At 45.5% G+C, this 21561-nt stretch carries 9 protein-coding genes and 2 tRNA genes; 4 read left to right on the plus strand and 7 right to left on the minus strand.

The window, feature by feature from the left end; genetic code table 11:
• Window positions 1-147: 147 nt before the first annotated feature.
• Window positions 148-1311, minus strand: a complete 1164-nt coding sequence (locus FTW16_RS09025; protein ID WP_004731486.1) for a threonine/serine exporter family protein — start codon at window positions 1309-1311, stop codon at window positions 148-150.
• Between the two features lie 523 nt (window positions 1312-1834).
• Between FTW16_RS09025 and FTW16_RS09030 the strand changes: the two genes are divergently transcribed.
• From FTW16_RS09030 to FTW16_RS09040, 3 genes are all read left to right on the plus strand, one after another.
• Window positions 1835-1909 (plus strand) — tRNA-Gly (locus tag FTW16_RS09030).
• A 37-nt stretch (window positions 1910-1946) separates the two neighbouring features.
• Window positions 1947-2021: transfer RNA gene (locus FTW16_RS09035), tRNA-Gly, on the plus strand.
• Window positions 2022-2265: 244 nt separating this feature from the next.
• Window positions 2266-2523, plus strand: coding sequence for a hypothetical protein (locus tag FTW16_RS09040; protein WP_146490773.1), 258 nt, complete (start codon window positions 2266-2268; stop codon window positions 2521-2523).
• A gap of 161 nt (window positions 2524-2684) precedes the next feature.
• Here FTW16_RS09040 and FTW16_RS09045 read toward each other — a convergent pair whose 3' ends face one another.
• The 6 genes from FTW16_RS09045 to FTW16_RS09070 all read right to left on the minus strand — a co-directional run bounded on the left by FTW16_RS09045 (window position 2685) and on the right by FTW16_RS09070 (window position 10949).
• The gene (locus FTW16_RS09045) at window positions 2685-3170 is read right to left on the minus strand and encodes a hypothetical protein (RefSeq protein ID WP_146490774.1); all 486 of its coding nucleotides are present in this window, start codon (window positions 3168-3170) and stop codon (window positions 2685-2687) included.
• 133 nt (window positions 3171-3303) lie between these two features.
• Window positions 3304-3858 (minus strand): cupredoxin family protein, encoded by a 555-nt coding sequence (locus tag FTW16_RS09050; protein WP_146490775.1) that lies wholly within the window; start codon window positions 3856-3858, stop codon window positions 3304-3306.
• 106 nt (window positions 3859-3964) lie between these two features.
• Window positions 3965-7108 (minus strand): efflux RND transporter permease subunit, encoded by a 3144-nt coding sequence (locus FTW16_RS09055; protein WP_146490776.1) that lies wholly within the window; start codon window positions 7106-7108, stop codon window positions 3965-3967.
• Window positions 7105-8844, minus strand: coding sequence for an efflux RND transporter periplasmic adaptor subunit (locus FTW16_RS09060; RefSeq protein WP_146490777.1), 1740 nt, complete (start codon window positions 8842-8844; stop codon window positions 7105-7107). Before FTW16_RS09060 ends, FTW16_RS09055 begins: the two co-directional genes overlap by 4 nt.
• 11 nt (window positions 8845-8855) lie before the next feature.
• Window positions 8856-10298, minus strand: a complete 1443-nt coding sequence (locus FTW16_RS09065) for a TolC family protein (RefSeq protein ID WP_146490880.1) — start codon at window positions 10296-10298, stop codon at window positions 8856-8858.
• A 99-nt stretch (window positions 10299-10397) separates the two neighbouring features.
• Window positions 10398-10949 carry a hypothetical protein gene (locus FTW16_RS09070; protein WP_146490778.1) on the minus strand — a complete coding sequence of 184 codons (552 nt, stop codon included), beginning with the start codon at window positions 10947-10949 and terminating at the stop codon, window positions 10398-10400.
• Between the two features lie 234 nt (window positions 10950-11183).
• Here FTW16_RS09070 and FTW16_RS09075 point away from each other — a divergent pair, with 234 nt between their 5' ends.
• Window positions 11184-21473 (plus strand): VCBS domain-containing protein, encoded by a 10290-nt coding sequence (locus tag FTW16_RS09075; RefSeq protein ID WP_146490779.1) that lies wholly within the window; start codon window positions 11184-11186, stop codon window positions 21471-21473.
• Window positions 21474-21561: the final 88 nt, after the last annotated feature.

A 21561-nucleotide genomic window follows, 5' to 3' on the forward strand; every position in this document is an offset into this window, starting at 1 on the left:
GAATTTGTTCCATTTTAATGACTCTTGTTAGGCTTAGCGAGCATAAATCTAACAAGTTTCCTTGAGAGTTCATTATCTTAAGCACCCAAAACGAACAAACACAGCCGCTAAGCTGTGTTTGTTTAAAGGTTTGAGAAGCAGAACAGCTTAGCGTTCAACTTTTGGGGAGTAAATGGAGTAAGCGGTGATTTGCCCTGCCACGATTGCCGAGAACATGAATAACGCAGACAAACCAATACTTGGAATAGGCAAAATCGATTGTTCAAACACTGACTGGCTAGCACTCACTAATACTCGGCTACCCGGAACCAAGATGATGATCCCTTGCACGATATAAATAGAGCCCGTGAGCTCCATCTTCTTGGCAATCCAAGTACCGTATAAAGTGATAAGAACTGTGGTTACCCAAGTGCCTACAACCCAACCACTATCAAAACCTAGATAGAACGGTCCCCACATACCGAGAACCGCAACTGGTAAGCCAAGCAAGATGTCTTTAGGGCGTGCGTTGAACATCACACCGATAGATACAGAGATCAGCACCAAGCCAGATATATGCATCCACATCGGTACCGCATTGGTATAGTCGATGGAGACCGCTTGTCCCCATATCGCTTCACCAATATTGAGCCCCATGATTATCCCAACAAACAGCTTAATCAGGGTTAAGGCGCTCTGCCCTAGCAAGCTGGTACCAGAGACGAGATCATTAAACGCCAAACATTCTAGTGCGTTGGCTATGGATAATCCGGGGACGAACAAGACTATCGAGGCGATACACAATGCCCACACCGGAATCGGCAACCCTGTGCTTGCCAAAAATGCCACAAAGATACCCGTTAGCAGTGCCGAAATGAATTCAACCGCGATAGCGCGACGTGAATGAAGAACTTGCTGACATACCCAAACCATCAAACCCAATAACGCAGAAAAGCCAACCGCTTCCAACGTACTGCCCACCAGCATTAAATACGCAGGCGGTATACCCATATTAGCAAGAGCAGTCACAAATTTAGAATAACCGACAGGCTCAGGGACAGGTTCACTGCTTGGCTGATTAATACGAATGATCGTATTGGCCAACAAACTCAGGTTAATTGACGCAGGCTTTAGACGCTTAAGAATAACGGCGTTGTTATCGTCTGGAAATTGATAGTTAATCGCCGTTGGCGTTGCTTGGATCATCACGTCCACACCATGCTTTTTCGCATAGAATTGGGTGTATTTCTCTAGCTTGTAAGGAGCACAGCCACTGCGGTGAAGAGTGTCACCAATTTCAACAATTTTGTTAATTCGGAACTGAGAAGGCATGGGTATTTTAGGGGAGACAAAATGTGCGGCAAATGTACCAAACGATAGACGGAATGACGAGACTTTTGCGTGAATTATCAACTAAACTCGTTACTTTTTTCTGCAAAGGCTTAGAAGTGCCTATAAGTCTACTCATTTGGGATTAGTTTACTGAATGTTTTGACCGGCTGATAAGTTAAATTTATGCATTCAGATTGTTATTAGTGAACGCCAAAACACGAATAAAAAGCAGTTTATGTTAACACTTCAAATTCCTTAATTTGCACGGATTTTATTACAGGCTAGTGACGCCAATCAGGTTTATAAATCAACCCAAATTTGTCTCAAAAATAGCGGAGCATGTTCTGCTATTTCTCGCCCTCTGTTTAACGAGAGTTTAGTCACACTTTATTCACTCTGAAAATGCCGAACATGATGGAAAAACTAGCGGAGTGGTGGTTATGCGAGCACTTAGAATAAAAATGAAAGAAAAAGGTTTCGTTTTCAGTTAGATGTGGCATTATCAAACTCGTTAAGACGATGTGCGTGCATCGTATAATGGCTATTACCTCAGCCTTCCAAGCTGATGATGCGGGTTCGATTCCCGCTGCACGCTCCAGTCTCTTAATGCCTCAGTCTTACTCATAAGACAGTGTGCGTGCATCGTATAATGGCTATTACCTCAGCCTTCCAAGCTGATGATGCGGGTTCGATTCCCGCTGCACGCTCCAATTCTATTTAAGCTTTATACAGCCAAAGCTCTATCTACCCCTCTTCAAAATTATCTATTGCCCTAAAATTAAGCCCGTTAACTTCCTATATCGCTCCACATTTGACCCCTGCTGTCAGTCATCTTTGCACTACTAATGCTTATATTAGATTTCAAAATTGTTCTAATTTAATAACCTTGGTCAATATCCGAAAAAATAGTTATGTTAATGTGCGCCAATTATAAACAACCAAAAAACAATAAAAATGTTTAAAAGCAATCAGTTGATCATAAACATCGAAACAATTAACACTGCTCTAGCAAAAGTTGAGAATGCCAATAAAATTCAGCTAGATACATTGAAAGGTTATGTGAACAGCGAACCTGAACAGGCTGTACTGGCTTTTCGATCGCTAAATGAAGCTGAATCAATCGACGACAAACTGAAAAAGATCATGTCAGAGTTACCGCACCTGAGCGGCGAAGCACACCACCTGCTTGAAACTTCTATCTTGCTACAGTGATTCTAGCTATAGATAAGCCTCAGCCGATACAAGTTAGTTCATGTATTCCTGGACAGGTTGAGACTTATCTTTAACTGAACATAGCATTTAATCAATGACTTAGCGGTCACACAAAGCTGTACTGATTGGTTGAAATGAATAGGTGATGTAAGGCCCTCGGATTACTCCCAAAAGTTCCACCACTTTTTGCTGTTTTCTTCACGCTGCTGTTGGCCTTTTTCTGACCCTTTTCCTTCTTCTTTACGCTCTTGTTCCGCTTTCTTGTCTTTCTGCTTTTCTAATCCCGACTTTTCTTCGTCGTTATCCATATCATCTTCAAGCTTTTCTTTCTTATCTTTGAGCTTCTCTTTACTCTCTTCGAGAGCTTCTTTCTCGTCTTCCAAATCGTCGAGTTCTTTATCTAGTTTCTGCTTATCTTTTTTGTTCTTACTTTTTTTCGCTTTCTTCTTTTTCTCTTCGATCATTGAATCAAGCTGCTTCTCACGATCATCAATTTCGCCTTCAACTTTTTTAGCCTCAGCGAGCGTTTTTACTTCTTCTAAATCGGGCTTACCTTTACCAGCCCACTCAGGTTTAGCAGCAATGCTGTAATTAGACCAAGCTAATAAAGCACTTGATACAGCAACGACTAGTACTGTTTTGTTCATCCTTAAACTCCTACTTACTTGTTCTAACTAAAATTTTTCTATTTACTTATTAAACTTAATCGTCTAATACGAGAAAAACAAGAAAACGCACCAAACTAATCAATATAAGTCTGGTGCGCTTTATTAATCGATACTACAGCTCAATTTTTTTCAGCATTCCCGCTTCAGCGTGACCAGGAATATTACACGCGAACTCTACGTTATTATCACCATGGAAATGCCACAGCAATTGCTTCGCTTTACCCGGCTTAACTGTGACTGTACTGCCCGAGTCATGAGCGTGGTTACCCATATTTTTCATCATTTCTCGATGCTCTAACTGCTCTGAAGCAGAACCAATCGAGAATTCATGATCAATCTTGCCCGTGTTCATCACAACGAACTGCACCACGTCGTTCGGCTCAATATCAACCTTGTTCTTAAATGTGATTTTCATATCGTCACTTAGCAGAACATGAACCACTTTATCCGGCTTTGCGCCTGTCGCAGGCATACCGACTTCAGACATGCCTTCCATATTCATCATTGAATGGTCCATCTTTCCATCCTTCATCATGCTGTGATCCATTTTTGAATGATCCATCTCTCCACTCTTCATCATCGAGTGATCCATATTTGAGTGGTCCATTTCAGCAAAAGCCGTTGCAGTAGTTAACGTCAGTGCAATCGCAATAAGTGTCTTTTTCATGATCGTTCCTTAGATTAATTCAGTTATTTATTTGTTAGTTTCACATGTTCATATGGTGCGCCCTTACCCACTCTGTTTTGGTCAGTAAGGGCTAATAATCAATACGTTATTTGTTTGTCTCGTTTTGGCTATGCGTAATCTCACGCTGTTTCCAGAGCTTAAAGATTGCAGGCAACACCAGTAGGGTAAGCAATAGTGCAGAAGCCATACCGCCTATCATTGGTGCAGCAATTCGTTGCATCACTTCTGAGCCCGTACCCTCGCCATACATGATTGGAATTAGGCCGATAATCACCGTAAGTACTGTCATCATCACAGGGCGCACACGCAGTCCTGCGCCTTCTCTAATGGCATCGGTTAGATCAGCTTGTTGAAGCGTTTGTTGGTTTTGTTCTGCATCGAGCTTTTTGTAGTGCCACGCTTGGTTGAGATAAACCAACATGATCACGCCTATCTCGACCGCAACGCCTGCAAGTGCAATAAAGCCAACACCCACCGCAATCGAGAAATTGTAATTTAGGTAATGCATCAACCACAGTCCGCCCACCATAGCCAAAGGAAGTGTTGCCATGATCATCATCACTTCACCGACGCGGCGGAAGCTTAGGTAGAGCAACAACATGATGATGGCGATGGTGATTGGCACAACGACACTCAAACGCTCCTTCGCACGCTCCATGTATTCGTATTGACCAGACCATGCCAATGAATATCCAGCAGGCAAGACGATTTGATCTGTAACGACTTTTTGCGCCTCTGCCACGTAAGAGCCAAGATCGCGACCTTCGATGTCAACGAACACCCAACCATTGGGACGCGCGTTCTCCGTCTTAATCATTGGGGGCCCATCTTCATAACGAATATCCGCGACATCAGACAAAGCAATTCGCGCTCCATTTGGTGTCACTAACGGCAGGTTCTGCAACTTAACGACAGAATCACGATAGCTTTGTGGGTAACGGACATTGATTGGGTAACGCTCTAGCCCCTCAACGGTTTCACCCACATTCATACCACCAACCGCCGTCGAGATAACCTGTTGCACTTCTTTAATGCTCAAGCCATATCGCGCAGCCGAGCGACGTTTAATGTCTATCGTCACGTAACGACCGCCCGCAACACGCTCTGCGTAGACAGAAGCCGTTCCACTCACGCTGTTGAGGATGGGTTCAAGTTGCGAACCAATATCTTCAATCACGCTCAGCTCTGGGCCAGCGATTTTGATACCGATTGGGGTTTTGATACCGGTCGCTAACATGTCGATACGGGTTTTGATTGGCATAACCCACGCATTGGTTAAACCTGGGAACTGAATCAGATCATCAAACTCTTTACGCAGAGACTCTGTAGTGACACCGTCACGCCACTCATCTCGCGGTTTAAGCTGAATCACGGTTTCAATCATGGTTAACGGTGCAGGATCGGTTGCTGTCTCTGCTCGACCAATTTTGCCCCATGTAGTTTCGACTTCTGGAATGGTTTTAATTAGCTTGTTGGTCTGTTGCAACAACTCACGCGCTTTACCAATTGAGATGCCCGGATACGTGGTTGGCATGTACATCAAATCCCCTTCGTCCAAAGGAGGGATGAATTCGCTACCAAGCTTACTGGTTGGGTAATAAGCAGACGCCATTAAGCCAAGTGCGATAACAATCATCACCTTTGGATACTTTAGGCTGAGGTTCAAAAGCGGCTTGTACATCGCCACTAGGCTTCGGTTTACTGGGTTTTTGTGTTCAGGTAGCACGTTGCCGCGAATGAAGTAACCCATTAACACAGGAACAAGCGTGATAGCCAAACCCGCCGCTGCCGCCATCGCATACGTCTTGGTAAACGCAAGTGGCGAGAACATCTTGCCCTCTTGCCCTTCTAGCGCGAATACAGGTACAAAGCTCAAGGTAATGATAATCAGAGAGAAGAACAGCGGTGCGCCAACTTCTTCTGCTGCTTTGCCAATCACTTGCCAACGGTTTTTGTCAGTGAGCGGAGTCCGTTCAATGTGTTTATGAACGTTCTCAATCATCACAATGGCACCATCTACCATGGCGCCAATCGCAATCGCTATTCCGCCAAGAGACATTATGTTGGCGTTAATACCCTGCCAATGCATCACAATGAATGCACCTAAGATACCAACAGGCAGACTTAGTGCGATAACCAACGACGAGCGGATATGGAACAAGAACAGCGCACACACGATCGCAACCACGATGAACTCTTCAGCCAGCTTCTTCCATAGGTTTTCAACAGCTGAATCAATCAAAGTCGAACGGTCATAAGTCGCGACAATCTCGACACCATCAGGTAAGCCCACTTGCAGTTCAGCGAGTTTGGATTTCACCGAGTCGATCACTTCACTGGCATTTTCACCAAAGCGCATCACAATAACGCCGCCAACGGCTTCACCTTCACCATTCAGCTCAGAGATACCACGGCGCATTTGCGGGCCAAGATTAATGTCAGCAATATCACCCAATAACAGCGGGGTTCCCTTATCGGTCACTTTTAGCGGCAGAGATTGAATGTCTTCGATGCTTGTGAGGTAACCCGTAGTACGAACCATATGTTCGGCTTCCGCAATCTCAACAACAGACGCACCTGTTTCTTGATTACCATCTTGGATCGCCTTGTTGACTTGCTGAAGCGTTAGGTCGTAAGCACGTAACTTGGCAGGATCAATCTGTACTTGGTACTGCTTCACCATGCCGCCAACGGTCGCCACTTCAGACACGCCTTCTACGGTTTGCAATTCATACTTTAAGAACCAATCTTGCAAACTACGAAGTTCGGCCAAGTCATGCTGACCAGTTTTGTCTTGCAACACGTAGCTGTAAACCCAGCCCACACCGGTTGCATCCGGCCCTAGTGTTGGCTTGGCACTCGATGGCAAGTTAGGTGCAACTTGGCTTAAGTACTCCAACACTCGTGAACGCGCCCAGTACATATCGGTATCGTCATTGAAGATGATATATACATAGGAATCACCAAAGAACGAGTAGCCACGAACCGTTTCAGCTCCTGGCACAGCTAACATGGCGGTGGTCAATGGGTAAGTCACCTGATCCTCGACCACTTGTGGCGCTTGGCCCGGATAACTGGTTTTGATGATCACCTGAACATCTGACAAATCAGGAATAGCATCGACCGGTGTGTTTTTAACGCTGTATAAGCCCCCAAATACGATGGCTACAGTGGCAACCAGCACCAAAAAGCGGTTACTGATGGACCAACGAATAATTGCATTGATCATAATGTGCCCTCACCCTTGCTATTCGTCGGTTCTAGAGATTTGAGCGTGTAATCAGAACCCTGCTTCGCCACTAGAAACCGAATGGTTTGACCCTCGGCAAACTCCGATAAATCAAGGTCATCACTGGCTTGGAAATTCATTTCACCCGCTTTCCAATTCCACTCAGGGACAGGCTGATGTTTTACAGTGATCATGCCAAAATCTGCCATCAACATGGTGATGTCACCCGTTACCCAAACTTCGCCGGCGATCTTGTGTTTGTTGACCTTGTAATCAATAACCTCGTACTGCCCTGACTCTGTCTTTCTCATCTCAAAATTAATCGCCTTACCACGTTGCACGTCACTCATGTCTAAGCCTTCCGCAAAGGTGAAGTTCATCACCATGCCCGGCCAATCCCATTCAGGAACAGGCTGATGGTTAATCGTCACCATGCGACTGCCTTGCATAACTTCAGAAATTTCACCGTTTGCCCACACGGTTTCAGCCTCATCCTCAACACCATTGATGCGTGACAGATCAGCAGATTGGCTCGATTCAGAATCCAACATGAAGTGCGCAGAAGTGACAATGTTTTCGCCTTGCTCTAGCCCTTGAAGCACCTCTATTTTTTCGCCAGCTTCACGACCAACTTCAATACGAGCAGAGCGATATTTGCCGGAACCTTCTGACATCACCACTCGAGTCATACCACCGGAGTGAATCACCGAAGATCTTGGAATAGTAAGAACAGATTCATCACTGATGGGTTTCAGTGCAATATTGGCGAACATGTTTGGCTTAAGCTCGCCATTGGGATTGGAGAACTTTAAACGAACACGCAAGGTCCGAGTTTTTGGGTCAAGGATTGGGTAAACGTAATCAACATTACCCACCCACTCTTTGCCGGGAATGGCATCTAGCGTCATCACCGCATTGCTGCCTGATGAGATCCAGTGTGCTTGACGCTCAAAGACTTCAGCATCAACCCACACTTCATTTAGAGGTCCAGCACTGATTACCGCTTGAGCTGGCGAAAGGTAACCACCCTCTCGAATATTCAAACTGGCTATAACACCATCGGCTGGCGCTTTAATTTCAATGGTTTGCGTGGCTTTACCTTGTCGCGTAATAGCGCGGATTTGCTTCTTATCAACACCCAAGGTAATTAAGCGTTCAGTCGAGCCCTTGATCAAACCTTTACGACCCGTTTTATAAGCACTGATCAACTCTTCTTGTGCTTTAACAAGCTCTGGAGAATAGAGTGTGAAGAGTACGTCGCCTTTATTTACCTTCTCGCCCACTGCGTTGATGTAGAGTTTTTCCACCCAACCAGAAACACGCACGTTGGTTTGCCATAGTGCACTTTCATCGAATGCCACGTAGCCAACAGTTTCAATGCGCGGTGATAGCGCTTCTCTTGTTACTTGTGCGGTTTTCACGCCAAGGTTATTTTCTACCGACGGATCGATAAATACGGTTCCTGCCTTGTCTGCTCCCGCACTTGAGTCATCTGCATACACAGGGATAAGATCCATCCCCATTGGCGATTGACCTGGCTTATCACGCTGATAATTTGGGTCCATCGGAGCTACCCAGTACAGAGGCTCATCCTTGGCCTGTTTACTTACATCTGCGTCTGTACTCCTTGCCATTGCTGACATGTTATGTGCTGACCCAACGACAAAGTGATTCACACTAAAACCTAATGCTCCACCGACCAATAAAGCGATAGTCGCTACTTTTACTGTATTCATTGTCTATTCCCTTATTGATTGGCTGTATGTTTAGTTGCGCTTGAGTTGAGTTGTGGTTGGTTTACTTGGTATTCAAAACCACTGACTAACGCAGCTAACTTGCTGTTAACGATGTTGAGGTCGGTGATCAAACGTTGTTGCTCTAACTTAAGTGCCAGCTCATCGGTCGTTGCTAAAATGACATCGTTAAACTGAGCGGTATTGTTTTGATAGCCCCTCTCAACCGCGCTGATTCGTGCTGCGGTTTGAGGAAGCAAGGACGTTTGATAGCGATCTAATCGCTGGATCAGGTTTGATCTGTCCACCAGCAATGCGTTCACTTGCGCATTCATTTGGGAGAGTAAAGTGTCTTTTTGAGACTTAGCCGCACCAACTTGATACTGAGCAGCCGATAAGTTTTTATCTTGTCGATTCCCCGTAAACAACGGGATGTCGACAGTCAGATAGGCACTCACAAGATCAGAAGCAGGTTCACCCGCCATGTTATTGGCTTGACGGTGTGCATACATCACTTCCACCCCAAACTGCGGGGTATAAGCTTGTTCGGCTAACTCAACCTGAGTTTGATTAGAGGAAATACTGACATCGGAGATCTTAACCAAAGGATGGTCAGTCAATAGCTGGTAGTGCTTGGTTGAATCGATATTGGTCGCTAGTTTGCTTTCCAACAACGACCAATCGATTTGGTTAGTTGCATTCAGTACGCCCTGAGAATCCAGAACCTGAGAGCCTAGCCAATCAGAACCCAACCATTCAGAAAGCTGAGAGATTAAGCGACGCTGAACCTGCTGGTTTGCCTGAAGTTTCTCATCAAGCTTGCTCACTTGAAGCTGAGCATTAAGCAGATCTTGCGCTTCACTTTTACCAATTGAGTAATTGGTTTGTACATAGTTTTCAAGCTCAACCAACAAACGACGATTTTGACGAATCACCGACTCAGCCTTTTGCTGATAACCTAACTCAAGCCAAAGCTGCGTCATGCTATTCGCAACCGTCAATTCTCTTGCTTGTACCTGCAAAGCTAGAGCATCTGCCTGTTGGCCTGCCTTTTTCTGTTGAAGGTTAAGCGTATCGCCACGCTCAAACTGCTGCATCAACCCTACCGATATATTAGTCATCGGGTCTTCGTCGAATTGAAAGCTATCGACAGGCAAACCGCCAAATCCAACTTTTAATTTCGGGTCCATTAAGGTCGAGCTGGCAATGCCAGTTTCTCGCATCGCTTGAGACTGAGCAAAGTACTGTTTGCGATTTCCATCTTCGCTTAAAGCAATCTCAATCAGTGTATTGAGCTGCTGCGTCGAGCTTGCTTGGTCATGTGCTGAAATGTGTTGAGCATTTGAAGCTGACGCCGTGGTAGCCGCGAGCGTAGCACTTGAAAACAAGGCCATAGGCAAGGCAGCAGCAACCACTAAGCTCGTGTTCATGACAAACACAGAGGTTGTTGGTTTCATATTCACAATGAATGTCCATATCTAGCGCTAATTAGCGCATAAAAAAGAATGGCTTATCAGATTTACCTAACTGATAGAGCTGTATTTTTAGATATAGATTTATACGGAAGGTGGGCGTAGCAAAGACTGTGCACGAGTCACTTTTTGACCGATAGTTACAGAATGATGAGGTGCGAATGAGGAGGAAATTTGGTAGTTGGCTTGGAGCGCCTGAATTGTATGTGATGCTGTAGAACAAACAGAATAGCAACAGATACGAGCAGAATCCGAACCACCACAACAGTTGTTGCCCATCACATGTTCACCGTGAGCATCCATTGACTCTTGATGCGAGGCCATCTTTTCATGAGCAGACAGCTCAACATAAATGGTGTGTTCATCATGAACAGGCTGGTCGCCATTCGGCGTGCTTGCATGAACATGATCGTTCATATCTGAATCGCTAACGGTCACATGGCAACCAGCAGCAAATTGATAGACGGCATCAAGATCGCTCGGCGAATCGCTTTGCTGGCAGATAGATTTATTCGACATCATCTGCGTTGCCATGATATTTGCCATCATGGCCGATGAGCTTGAGGCATAGCTAGACATCAACATCGCAATGATGCTGAAAACAGTAATCCAAGTTGTTCGGAGTGTGTTTGTCATAGCTAACCTTTAAATTTATAAGGCAAGTATAAAGGTTCCCCTTAGGGTAAGGTCAATGCCATTGTGATTGAAATTTGCCTAACCATTGAAAAAGCATTCATCCTTTTTTTCATCAAAATGAGATAATTCTTCGACTTTATAATTTTTCCTTTAAAAATTATCTAATTAGCTAGCGAAACCTCTATCTGTGTATTTTACTTAAAATAGTGCAACCAAGATTCACGGATGAGAAAAATGGCTAACAAAAAAAACGTCGAAACGAAGAAAAAAAATACCGAACTTAAAGATAAGAATAGTCATGAGCTAAAGCAAAAGAAACCAACACAAAAAAAGAAACTCAGACTACATTCACATCTAAAAGTGAATATCCCACTTTTTCAGTCACTCATGATGATTTTGCCATCATTGGCTAAACAAGCTGCTGCCGAAAGTATAGACAATTCCAGCGACTCTGCAGATCAAGTAACCGTAAATAACGTGAGCGAAAAAGATGTCACAGATGACCATAGCAAGGCGGGCTCATCAGCGGTTGTTCATCAAGAAGCTCAGACGAGTGACAGCGACGTAAACTCAACCTTAAGTGCAAGTCACGCCTCCCATGGTTCGAGCGCTCACTTGGTTCCTTCTCATCATTTATCGACGCTTTCTCACCCACAAGTCCATTACATTCCTTCGGTATCGATGCCAACTATCTCCTCAGGAAGTAACAGTCAGCCGACTCATTCGAATGCGCCTACGACGCCCGCTTTACCCGTCACCTTCATGCCAGAAATCATAAAAGGTACGTATGGAGAGCTTCATGTTGATGTAAATGGTCAATACACATTCGTATTGAATCCAAATTCTCCTCAATACATCCTGTTAAATCAGCACCAACCAGGTACTGACCATTTTGCGTTACACCTATCTAATGGCTCGAGCATCATTGTCCAGATACCGGTAACAGGTAAGCAAGACACGCCAAGTATTTCTGGAGACTTAACAGGTGTCGTAACAGAAGATCACAATATTGATTCACAAGGCTTGTTACATGCGAACGGTAAAATTGATGTCATAGACCCTGACCAAAATGAAAGTTCGGTTACGCCAGAAGTTATCTCAGGTAAATATGGTTCATTAACCATCAACGCAGATGGGCATTGGCAGTATCAAGTTGATAACTCTCTTTCGAATGTTCAAGCGTTAACCGCAGCCACTTCATTGCACGAAAGCTTCACTATTCACACCAAAGATGGCACGCCTCAAACCATCGATATGACAATTGGTGGCAACAATGACAATGCGGTTATTACTGGGGTAGACGCGGGCTCGGTCATAGAAGATCTAACGACACAAGTTCAAGGCCAACTTTCGGTAACAGACCCAGACCTTGGAGAAGACCATTTTCAAGCTTCACAAGTTGCTGGCAATTTCGGTACATTAATTATCACGAAAGATGGAGCGTGGACCTACGATCTAGACAACTATAGCCCCTACGTGCAAAGGCTTGCCCAAGGCTCGACTGCAACAGACATTATCACGGTTCATTCCGCCGACGGAACCGCACATCAAGTCACTATTACTATTAATGGTACCAATGATTCAGCTGTGATCACTAATAGCACAGGAGGTTCACCAAATTCATTTTTCGTTGTTGGAAAAAGTCCCCACTTAGATCAAGTTATTGAAGATCATAAGCTCACGGTTTCAGGAAAATTAAGCATAAGTGACATCGACGCAAAAGAAGAGCATTTCTCCAATACCGATGTTGCAGGTACTTTAGGCACGCTCCACCTTAAAGACAATGGGGCATGGGCTTACGATCTGGATAACACGAATCCAGCCGTGCAAGCCTTGGGCAAAGGCGCTATTACCACCGATACGATTACCGTTCATTCGGCTGATGGTACACGCCATCAAGTGACGATCATAGTAAACGGCACCAACGACAAAGCCGTGATTGGTGGTACCAACTCCGGTGTAGTAACGGAAGAATCTCAACTGCAAACATCCGGCAGATTGACGATTAGTGACGTTGATACTGGGGAAGCGCACTTCTCCAATACCGATGCTGTCGGTGCTTTAGGTACGCTCCACCTCAAAGGCAATGGAGCTTGGACTTACGACCTCGATAACACCAATCCAAAAGTGCAAGCCTTGGGCAAAGGTGCGACGGCCACCGATACGATTACCATTCATTCAGCAGATGGTACGCCACATCAAGTTACCGTCACGGTTAACGGTACCAATGACCGCCCTACTATCTCAGGTACCTCTAGTGGCGCGGTCATCGAACAGGGCTTAAACACTGCTGGAACGCCAGATGCGACAGGCTCTCTAACAGCAGCCGATTTAGATAAATCTGACACCGTTACATGGGCAATCAATCAACCTCAAGGCCAATGGGGAACGCTATCGATTGATCAGCATGGTCATTGGCACTATCAGCTAGACAATTCGACCGGCGGTGCCGCGGATAAGCTCTCGGCTGGTGAACATCAGTCTGAATCATTCTGGATCACCGCCACCGATTCAGCTGGAGCAACAGTCCCTCATAAAATTGTTATCGATGTGCAAGGTAGTAACGACAAACCAATTGTCAGTGCGTGGACTCAGCTTCCTGCTGGAAAAGAAGATCAACCTGTAACCATAAAAGCTTCTGATTTGCTAACGCATGCAAGCGATGTGGATAGTAGCGATGTATTGCACGTGGCAAATCTGCAAGCCACACACGGTAGCCTGACTGATAATAAAGACGGTACTTATACCTTCACACCAGACAAAGATTTCAATGGTGAGATTCGACTCACCTATGATGTGGTTGACGGCCATGGTGGTAGCGTCAGCACTCAAGCTAAGTTTGATCTTACCGCAACTCCAGATAACGCGATTATTACCGACGCACAAACCAATGCTGACTTAAGGGGAGTGACCGAAGATCGTGGGTATATAGATACCCACTACCAATTGCATTACGACGGCAAATTAAACATCCAAGACCCTGATAAGGGAGAGGCACAGTTTGATCCGAATATAGGCCCACAAACCTATCAAGGTATTGGCTACGACACAAAATTAGGTGGCCACATACTGCTCATGCGCGACGGTCACTACACCTATACGCTCGACAACCGCAACATACAGAACTTAGCGCAAGGTGAAGTTAAACACGACTCAGCTGTCATACGCTCAGCAGATGGTACAACGCATACGATAGAGCTAACGGTTCATGGTACCAACGATGCCCCAACCATCAATGCACAATCTCACTCAGTAACTGAAGGTGGAAGCGTTCTAAACGGTCAAATGGTTGGCCAAGATATAGATACCGGTGCGACCTTGACTTACAGCGCACCGCAAATTGATGGTTTGGTGGTTAATCCGGACGGCAGTTATAGCTTCAATCCTGCTCACTCTAGCTACCAATCGTTAGCATCAGGTATCACGAAGACGTTGACTGTCCCCGTAACAGTCACAGACGAACATAATGCGAGCAGCACTCAAAACCTCTCAATTACGATTACAGGGGTTAATAACTCTGCCGTTATTAGCGGTGTCGACACGGGTGATGTTCACGAAGGACATACCTATACCGCGCCAGACGGTACAATGTCTGGCGGTTACGTCGATGATCGTTCGCCAGATCATATGCATGGAAACATCGGTAAAATATGGAACGATGAAATACACACTGATGGTCACCTGAACATTATTGATCCAGACTCCGGTGAAAGCCACGCTCAAACAGGCACCTACCAAGGTACACACGGACATGTGATACTTCAGAGTAACGGAGATTGGAGCTACTACGCTTCCATCGGCCAAGACGCAACAGGTAGAAAAATTGATCACCTCGGTCAAGGTGAATCAATAACGGATACTGTTACCGTCAAATCGGCTGATGGCACCACTCACGATATTCATATCACCATTCATGGCGACAATGACCGCCCTTACTGCTCTTCAGAGGTTCAGCTCAACAGCGGAAAAGAGGACCTCGCACAAACCATCACGACAACCGAGTTGCTAGCAAATACTGTTGATGTGGATACTAATGACATAGGCAAACTGACGATTGCGAACCTTCATGCCGATCATGGTTCTATTCAAGATAACACAGACGGTACCTACACCTTCACGCCAACTAAAGACTATAACGGCCCAGTTCATTTCACTTACGACGTGAAAGACGCACATGGAGGTACCACCCACACTGGCGCAAATACCACTCTCGTAGCGACCCCAGACAAAGCCATTATCTCTGAAGTGACCACCGGAAGTGTTATTGAGGATGGACCACATGCAACGTACAACAACGGCACCACGACTGAATTAGCTAACGGCCAACTTCAAGTCATCGACCCAGACAGCGGCGAAGATAAGTTCCAATACAGCCAATTTGGTGAGACTCGCATTCACGATCCATTTGGTGGCATGCTTCGGATTGATAGTGCGGGTAATTGGGGATATAGCGTCGACAACGCGGCTCTTCAACACCTAGCTCAAGGGCAAGTTGAAACGGTTACCTATCGAGTACACAGCTTCGATGGTACTGCCTACGACTTAAATATTGATGTCGTCGGAACCAACGACGCACCGACAGTCACCAAGGTGGTTCTCAGCAACGGCACGGAAGATATAAATTATCAAATGCAGGCGAGTCAGTTCGGATTCACCGACGCCGATACAGGCGATACGCTACACTCCATAGCAATCACAGATCTACCCCCTGCGACACAAGGTAAGTTCGTGCTTGATGGACACGATGTTACAACGGGAAAACAGATCCCTGCAGCTAACATCAGTAGACTTCAGTTCGTTCCTGCGCAAGATTTTAATGGCGATGTTCAGTTTAAATATACTGTTAACGATGGGCATACCGACTCTGCAGAGGCTACCAACACACTTCATATTGATGCGGTTGGAGATAAAGCCGTTATAGCAGGTGTTGATACTGGCGATGTTTATGAAAACAGAAACCCTGATATGTCACCAGACTTTGCCCAGCCAGGTATGGCGCATTTAACTAATAGTATGATTCATGTTGAGGGACAACTAACAATCATCGATCCAGATACCGGCGAGAATAGTTTTGATTCTAAAGGTATTGGTTATACCTATCATGGAAAATATGGCCATTTGATTCTTAATACAGATGGTAAATGGTTTTATGGTATTGCGACCGGCACTGCTGATGTAAATGGTGGATTAACAACAAATGTAGGATCGACGATTGATCAACTTGGTGCAAATGAGACTCTCACTGATACAATAACGATACAAAGTAAAGACGGTACTACTCATGATATTGTTATCACCATTCATGGCGACAACGACCGTCCATACTGCTCTTCAGAAGTGCAGCTCAACAGCGGTAAAGAAGACCTCGCGCAAACCATCACGGCCACCGAACTCTTAGCAAACACTATAGACGTGGATAGCAACGACCTAGGCAAACTCACCGTTGCGAATCTGTTAGTCGATCACGGCTCTGTAGTCGATAACAAAGACGGCACCTACACTTTTACTCCAACCAAAGACTATAACGGCCAAGTTCATTTTAGCTATGACGTCACAGATGCGCATGGTGGTGTTACGCATACCGGAGCGAGTACGACACTTGCGGCAGTCGATGACAAAACCATCATTTCTGGTGTTGATCATGGTGTTGCAACTGAAGATATCGCCACTCATATGTCTACGAATGCCAATATTATGGATGCTGTAGATTGGCAAGCGCTACAAGTTACTGATGTAGACAGCCCTAATACTCAAGTCACTGTCGAATTTGCAGGCAAACAATACACATGGAATATAGGCAGTAACCTAGATGTAACGACTCCTTATGGCAAATTCCAGTTCCACACTATCGCAAGTGGATCTCACAAAGGTGAACATTCTTGGAGTTATATTGGCGACAATAATAATGTTCACGTTCAAGAATTAAAGCATGGTGAATCATTAACCGAATCTATAAAGCTAATAGCAACCGACGGTACTGAGTTTCCTATTACGGTTAAGGTAAACGGCACAGAGGATGGGATCATAATCGATTCCAAGTCAGAACTTGGCCATGTCGTAGAAAATGCCCAAACAGGTGCTTCAGTTTCCGGCAGCGTAATAGCCCACGATGTCGACCTTCACGATACGGTGAGTTGGACACAAACACCAACAGCAGGCCTTAATGGCCAGTACGGTACGTTCCACCTAAGTGCAGATGGACAATGGCATTATGACGTTGACCAGAACAAAGCAACAAAACTAGGAGACGGCGACGAGTATTGGGAACACTTTACGGTTGAGGCAGTATCTACTGATGGTAGCCATGTATCGAAAAGCGTATCGGTTGTTGTGCATGGCAATAATGATGCACCAACAGTCAGTGGAGAAGTCACTTTACCTTCAGGCAAGGAAGATACTTCAATACATATTACGCAAGCTGAATTAATCGCCAATGCTACCAATGTTGATACTAACGATAGAGGTTGGTTACACGTTCAAAACTTAACTGCAGACCACGGTAGCTTAGTATCAAATTCAGATGGTAGTTTTACCTTTAACCCCGACCCTAATTACAACGGAACGGTCCACTTTACTTACGATGTTGCCGATAGACACGGTGGCATAGCTCATACAGGAGCAAACACGTATCTTGCTGCTGTTAATGATGTCGCAACATTTACTGGTGATTCAGGCAGCGTAGATGAAGACACAAGCCTTCACCACAATCTACATATTGCTGGTGCCACAACTATTCAAGACGCTCTTACTTGCAACGGGCATCTGATTGTTTCTGACGCGGATGGTCAAGGTGAAGCCGCATTGGATTTGAATGGTCAACATCACTTAACCCAAAGTGGTACCTATGGCCAGTTTGTGATTAATAGCAGTGGCATATGGGTCTATGCCGCAGATAATAACAATGTTGCTATTCAAGACTTAGATAATGGGCAAACACTGACTGACCATATTGAAGTGCTCTCAAAAGATGGAACCAAACATTCAATAACAGTAACCATAAATGGCACGACCGACGACCCAGTCCTTCACAGCCTTAGTGATTCTGGTGTTCAACATAGTGGTCCAATCGAAGGGAATCTACTTACTGGCTATGGGACGGATCAAGGGTTGAGTGGTGCAGCAACAGACACCGATTCCAACGCGCATTTAGTATTACAAGATATTCAAATAAAAGACCCCGTGTCAGGTTATGTCGCGGTAAGGCCGGGGCAACCACATACTATGACCGGAATCGGTACACTCGCGATCGAAGCGAATGGTCATTATACCTTCACCCCGGAAGCTGGCTTTACAGGTAAAGTGCCAAGTATGGTTTATCGTGTCGGCGATGATGGTGGTAACCCAATAGGAGATTCTTCTCAAAACTCTCTATCTATTGAAGTCACCCCCCCCCTACAGCATACGCCAACGGTCACAGGACAAACCGTTTCTACAAATGAAGACATCACCAGAACCATTACGACCAGTGAATTTGGTTACAGTGATCAGGATGGCGACGTATTGCAGTTCGTGACCATTACTAGCATACCGAGTCATGGATTATTACTTCTAAACGGTAACGCCGTAACCGCCAACCAGCAAATCAGCAAGGCTGACTTAGACGCAGGTCATTTAACTTTCACGCCGATCAATAATGAAAACGGCGCCAACTATGCGCAATTTAGCTTCACTGCGAATGATGGCCATCAAAATTCGGCAAGTGCAACGATGATAGTGGACGTAAATGCAGTGAATGACGCACCTATCGTTGGATCGAGTTTCATTAGTTCACTAGAAGACAAACCGCATGCGTTCACTACCGCCGACTTTAAATATTCAGATATTGATGGGGATGCTTTAAACCATATCACGATTACCAATGTCGCCCATGGTGTGTTAACGCTGAATGGCACCACGGTGAATGTTGGCGATGACGTCAGTGCATCCGACGTTTCATCACTCATCTTCACCCCAACTCACAACTACTTTAGTTCTGGTGTCAGCGGGTTGGGTGCGGTGCAATTTACCGCAAACGATGGTCATCTTGATTCAAAAGAAGGGGCAATACTCATTAATATAGCGAGTGTCGCTGACCCTGCAACATTCAGTGGAGACTCCACAGGAGTGGCAAAAGAAGACATAACACTTCAAGCTTCAGGTACGTTGACGGCGAGTGACCCTGATGGAACAGCAGGGTTTACCGCGGTACAGGGTGGAGCTGGAATAGCCGGAAGCAAAGGCTATGGGCACGCTCATATCGATGTAAATGGTCACTGGACTTACGACCTTGACAACAACCATCCTATAGTTCAGCAGCTTGGCGAAGGTCAGACAGACACTGAAACCATCACGGTTCAATCTGCAGATGGTACGCACCATGATATCGTGGTTACCATTACCGGCACCAACGACGCACCGATTCTCGGTGTTAACCAAACATCATCAACGACTGGCACATTGACAGAGACAGATGTTGACCTTAAAGATACTCATACATTCTCTGTTGTTGGCTCAACGGGTCAATTCGGTTCACTGTCCGTCGACCCAAACACTGGTGACTACGTCTACACACCAAATACATCTATCACAGGAATGAGTTATAACTCTGCCACCAACTCCTATCATGGTGTCGATGTATTCGAAGTAAAAGTCAGTGACGGCCATACTGAGGATTCGAAATTCATCACCTTTGATGCCTCGGGACATGTCACCATGTCACCAACGGGTGGTCTAGTCATATCAACCACAGTGCCTCAACAACCTACGGTTACAACGACACTACCAACCTTGCTAATGGTCACCAACGTAGCGTCAACGAACTCGGTGACATTGGATTTAGCATCGACGAGTGACTCGGGTTCATCAAACACCGACAACCTTACCAACGACACTACCCCAACGATTACCGGGCACACTGATATCCCATTCTCGAAAGTCACGATTTACGATGGTTCCACACCCGTTGGACACTCGGTATCTGATGCCTCTGGCCAATATAGTGTTGCAGTAAGCAGCTTATCGGAGGGCGATCATAATCTATCCGCCAAAGCATTGGCTCCTTCGTCAGTGCTACCGGCTACCTCTTCGCTTCTTTCCGTCCATATAGATACACAAGTGCACGTCGGTATTCAAACAAACCCGATTACCGCCGACAATGTGATTAACGCTCAAGAATCTAACAGTTCTATTGACATCACCGGATCCGTTTCTGGCGATTATAATGCAGGCGACATTGTGACTTTAAATGTAAATGGGACACAGCATACTGGCGTGGTCGATGCAAAAGGACACTATTCAATTGCCGTACCTGGCAGTGAACTCATTGCCGATGCTGACCAAAAAATAGAAGCATCAGTAGCGGTAACAGATACCGCAGGTAATAGCGCTCATGCCACTGCAGATGTTACTTATCAAGTCGATACACAGGTTAGCGTTCCTACGATTACTTTTGAAAACGCAGGTGCAGACAACTTATACAGCAAAGCTGAAATTGCCCGAGGCCATGCAAATACGATCACAGCAACCGTGACGCCTCCTGGTGATGCCAAAATCGGTGAGCATCTTGTCGTCAACGGGCAAGACCATGTATTGGATGCTCACAGTCTTCACCATGGAATACAAATTGAAGTTCATCCCGGTTCTAATGTACAAGCAACAATGACTGACGAACACGGTAATACCGCAGGTAGCCAAGGTTTTGCTGCAAGCGCTATACCTGAACCTATCATTGTCAGACCACCATCGGGAAGCCACCAAGTATCTGGCACGCTTGGGGTTCCACCACTATTACCATCGTTAACTCCGGTAGCAACAGCACAAAGCGGTTGGCGAATCCATTTACCTAACGGACAGTACGTCACTAGTCATCATGGCCAATACGGGACATTAACTATTGACCCTCAGACTGGTCATTTACATTATCAAGAGCAAGCTCAGGTTCACACCGGCCCGCATGGTAGCGCTTCGGGAGTCGGCCAGCATGAAGACAAGTTTGAAGTGGCATTGCAAGGCACAAATCAAGATGAAGTTGTCGCCCATGTGAATATCCAGATACTCAGTCATGGACCTGGACATAGTGGAAAGCTGACAGTTGGAACTGAAGTGGTTGATATGACAATAACCCCTATCGCCCATTCCTCCCACCCAGCTCCACCGCCACCTCCTCCGGTGTTGCATGACGAGCCTGACATGGCTTCGCAAACAGACTTTACCGTTACGCAAAGCGATGACAGTTATCTAGATTTTACCCAGCACGCTCACCAAGAACCTGACCAGAAAACCAGCCACCATGGTGCAGCAGCTTATCTGGATGCATTAGGCATTAAACCCGATGCGACATCGACAACGGTTCACGATCAACCTGCTGACATGGATATCGTACTCGCACAAGTCGACCAACAAGATGCAGCAACACATGACCAAGCGCACTTGGATATGTCAGATGCACTTGAACACCATGATTCAAACGTCAACCATAGCCAAGATGATGAGCATCACCATCACAACGACTTAGATGGGCTGCCGGACATCGATCCTAATAATTAATCAGCAACGAGACTAAATAAAGGGAGCACATTATGTGCTCCCTTTATATTCTTTGCTGTTTTTTATTCGTTTAGTCTCAGCAACTGTT

The sequence above is a fragment of the Vibrio sp. T20 genome, assembly GCF_007858795.1.
Lineage (GTDB): Bacteria > Pseudomonadota > Gammaproteobacteria > Enterobacterales > Vibrionaceae > Vibrio > Vibrio satsumensis.

Coding starts and splice junctions, on each gene's coding strand:
- FTW16_RS09025 (WP_004731486.1), bottom strand. CDS start 1,311: ATGCCTTCTCAGTTCCGAATTAACAAAATTGTTGAAATTGGTGACACT.
- FTW16_RS09040 (WP_146490773.1), top strand. CDS start 2,266: ATGTTTAAAAGCAATCAGTTGATCATAAACATCGAAACAATTAACACT.
- FTW16_RS09045 (WP_146490774.1), bottom strand. CDS start 3,170: ATGAACAAAACAGTACTAGTCGTTGCTGTATCAAGTGCTTTATTAGCT.
- FTW16_RS09050 (WP_146490775.1), bottom strand. CDS start 3,858: ATGAAAAAGACACTTATTGCGATTGCACTGACGTTAACTACTGCAACG.
- FTW16_RS09055 (WP_146490776.1), bottom strand. CDS start 7,108: ATGATCAATGCAATTATTCGTTGGTCCATCAGTAACCGCTTTTTGGTG.
- FTW16_RS09060 (WP_146490777.1), bottom strand. CDS start 8,844: ATGAATACAGTAAAAGTAGCGACTATCGCTTTATTGGTCGGTGGAGCA.
- FTW16_RS09065 (WP_146490880.1), bottom strand. CDS start 10,298: ATGAAACCAACAACCTCTGTGTTTGTCATGAACACGAGCTTAGTGGTT.
- FTW16_RS09070 (WP_146490778.1), bottom strand. CDS start 10,949: ATGACAAACACACTCCGAACAACTTGGATTACTGTTTTCAGCATCATT.
- FTW16_RS09075 (WP_146490779.1), top strand. CDS start 11,184: ATGGCTAACAAAAAAAACGTCGAAACGAAGAAAAAAAATACCGAACTT.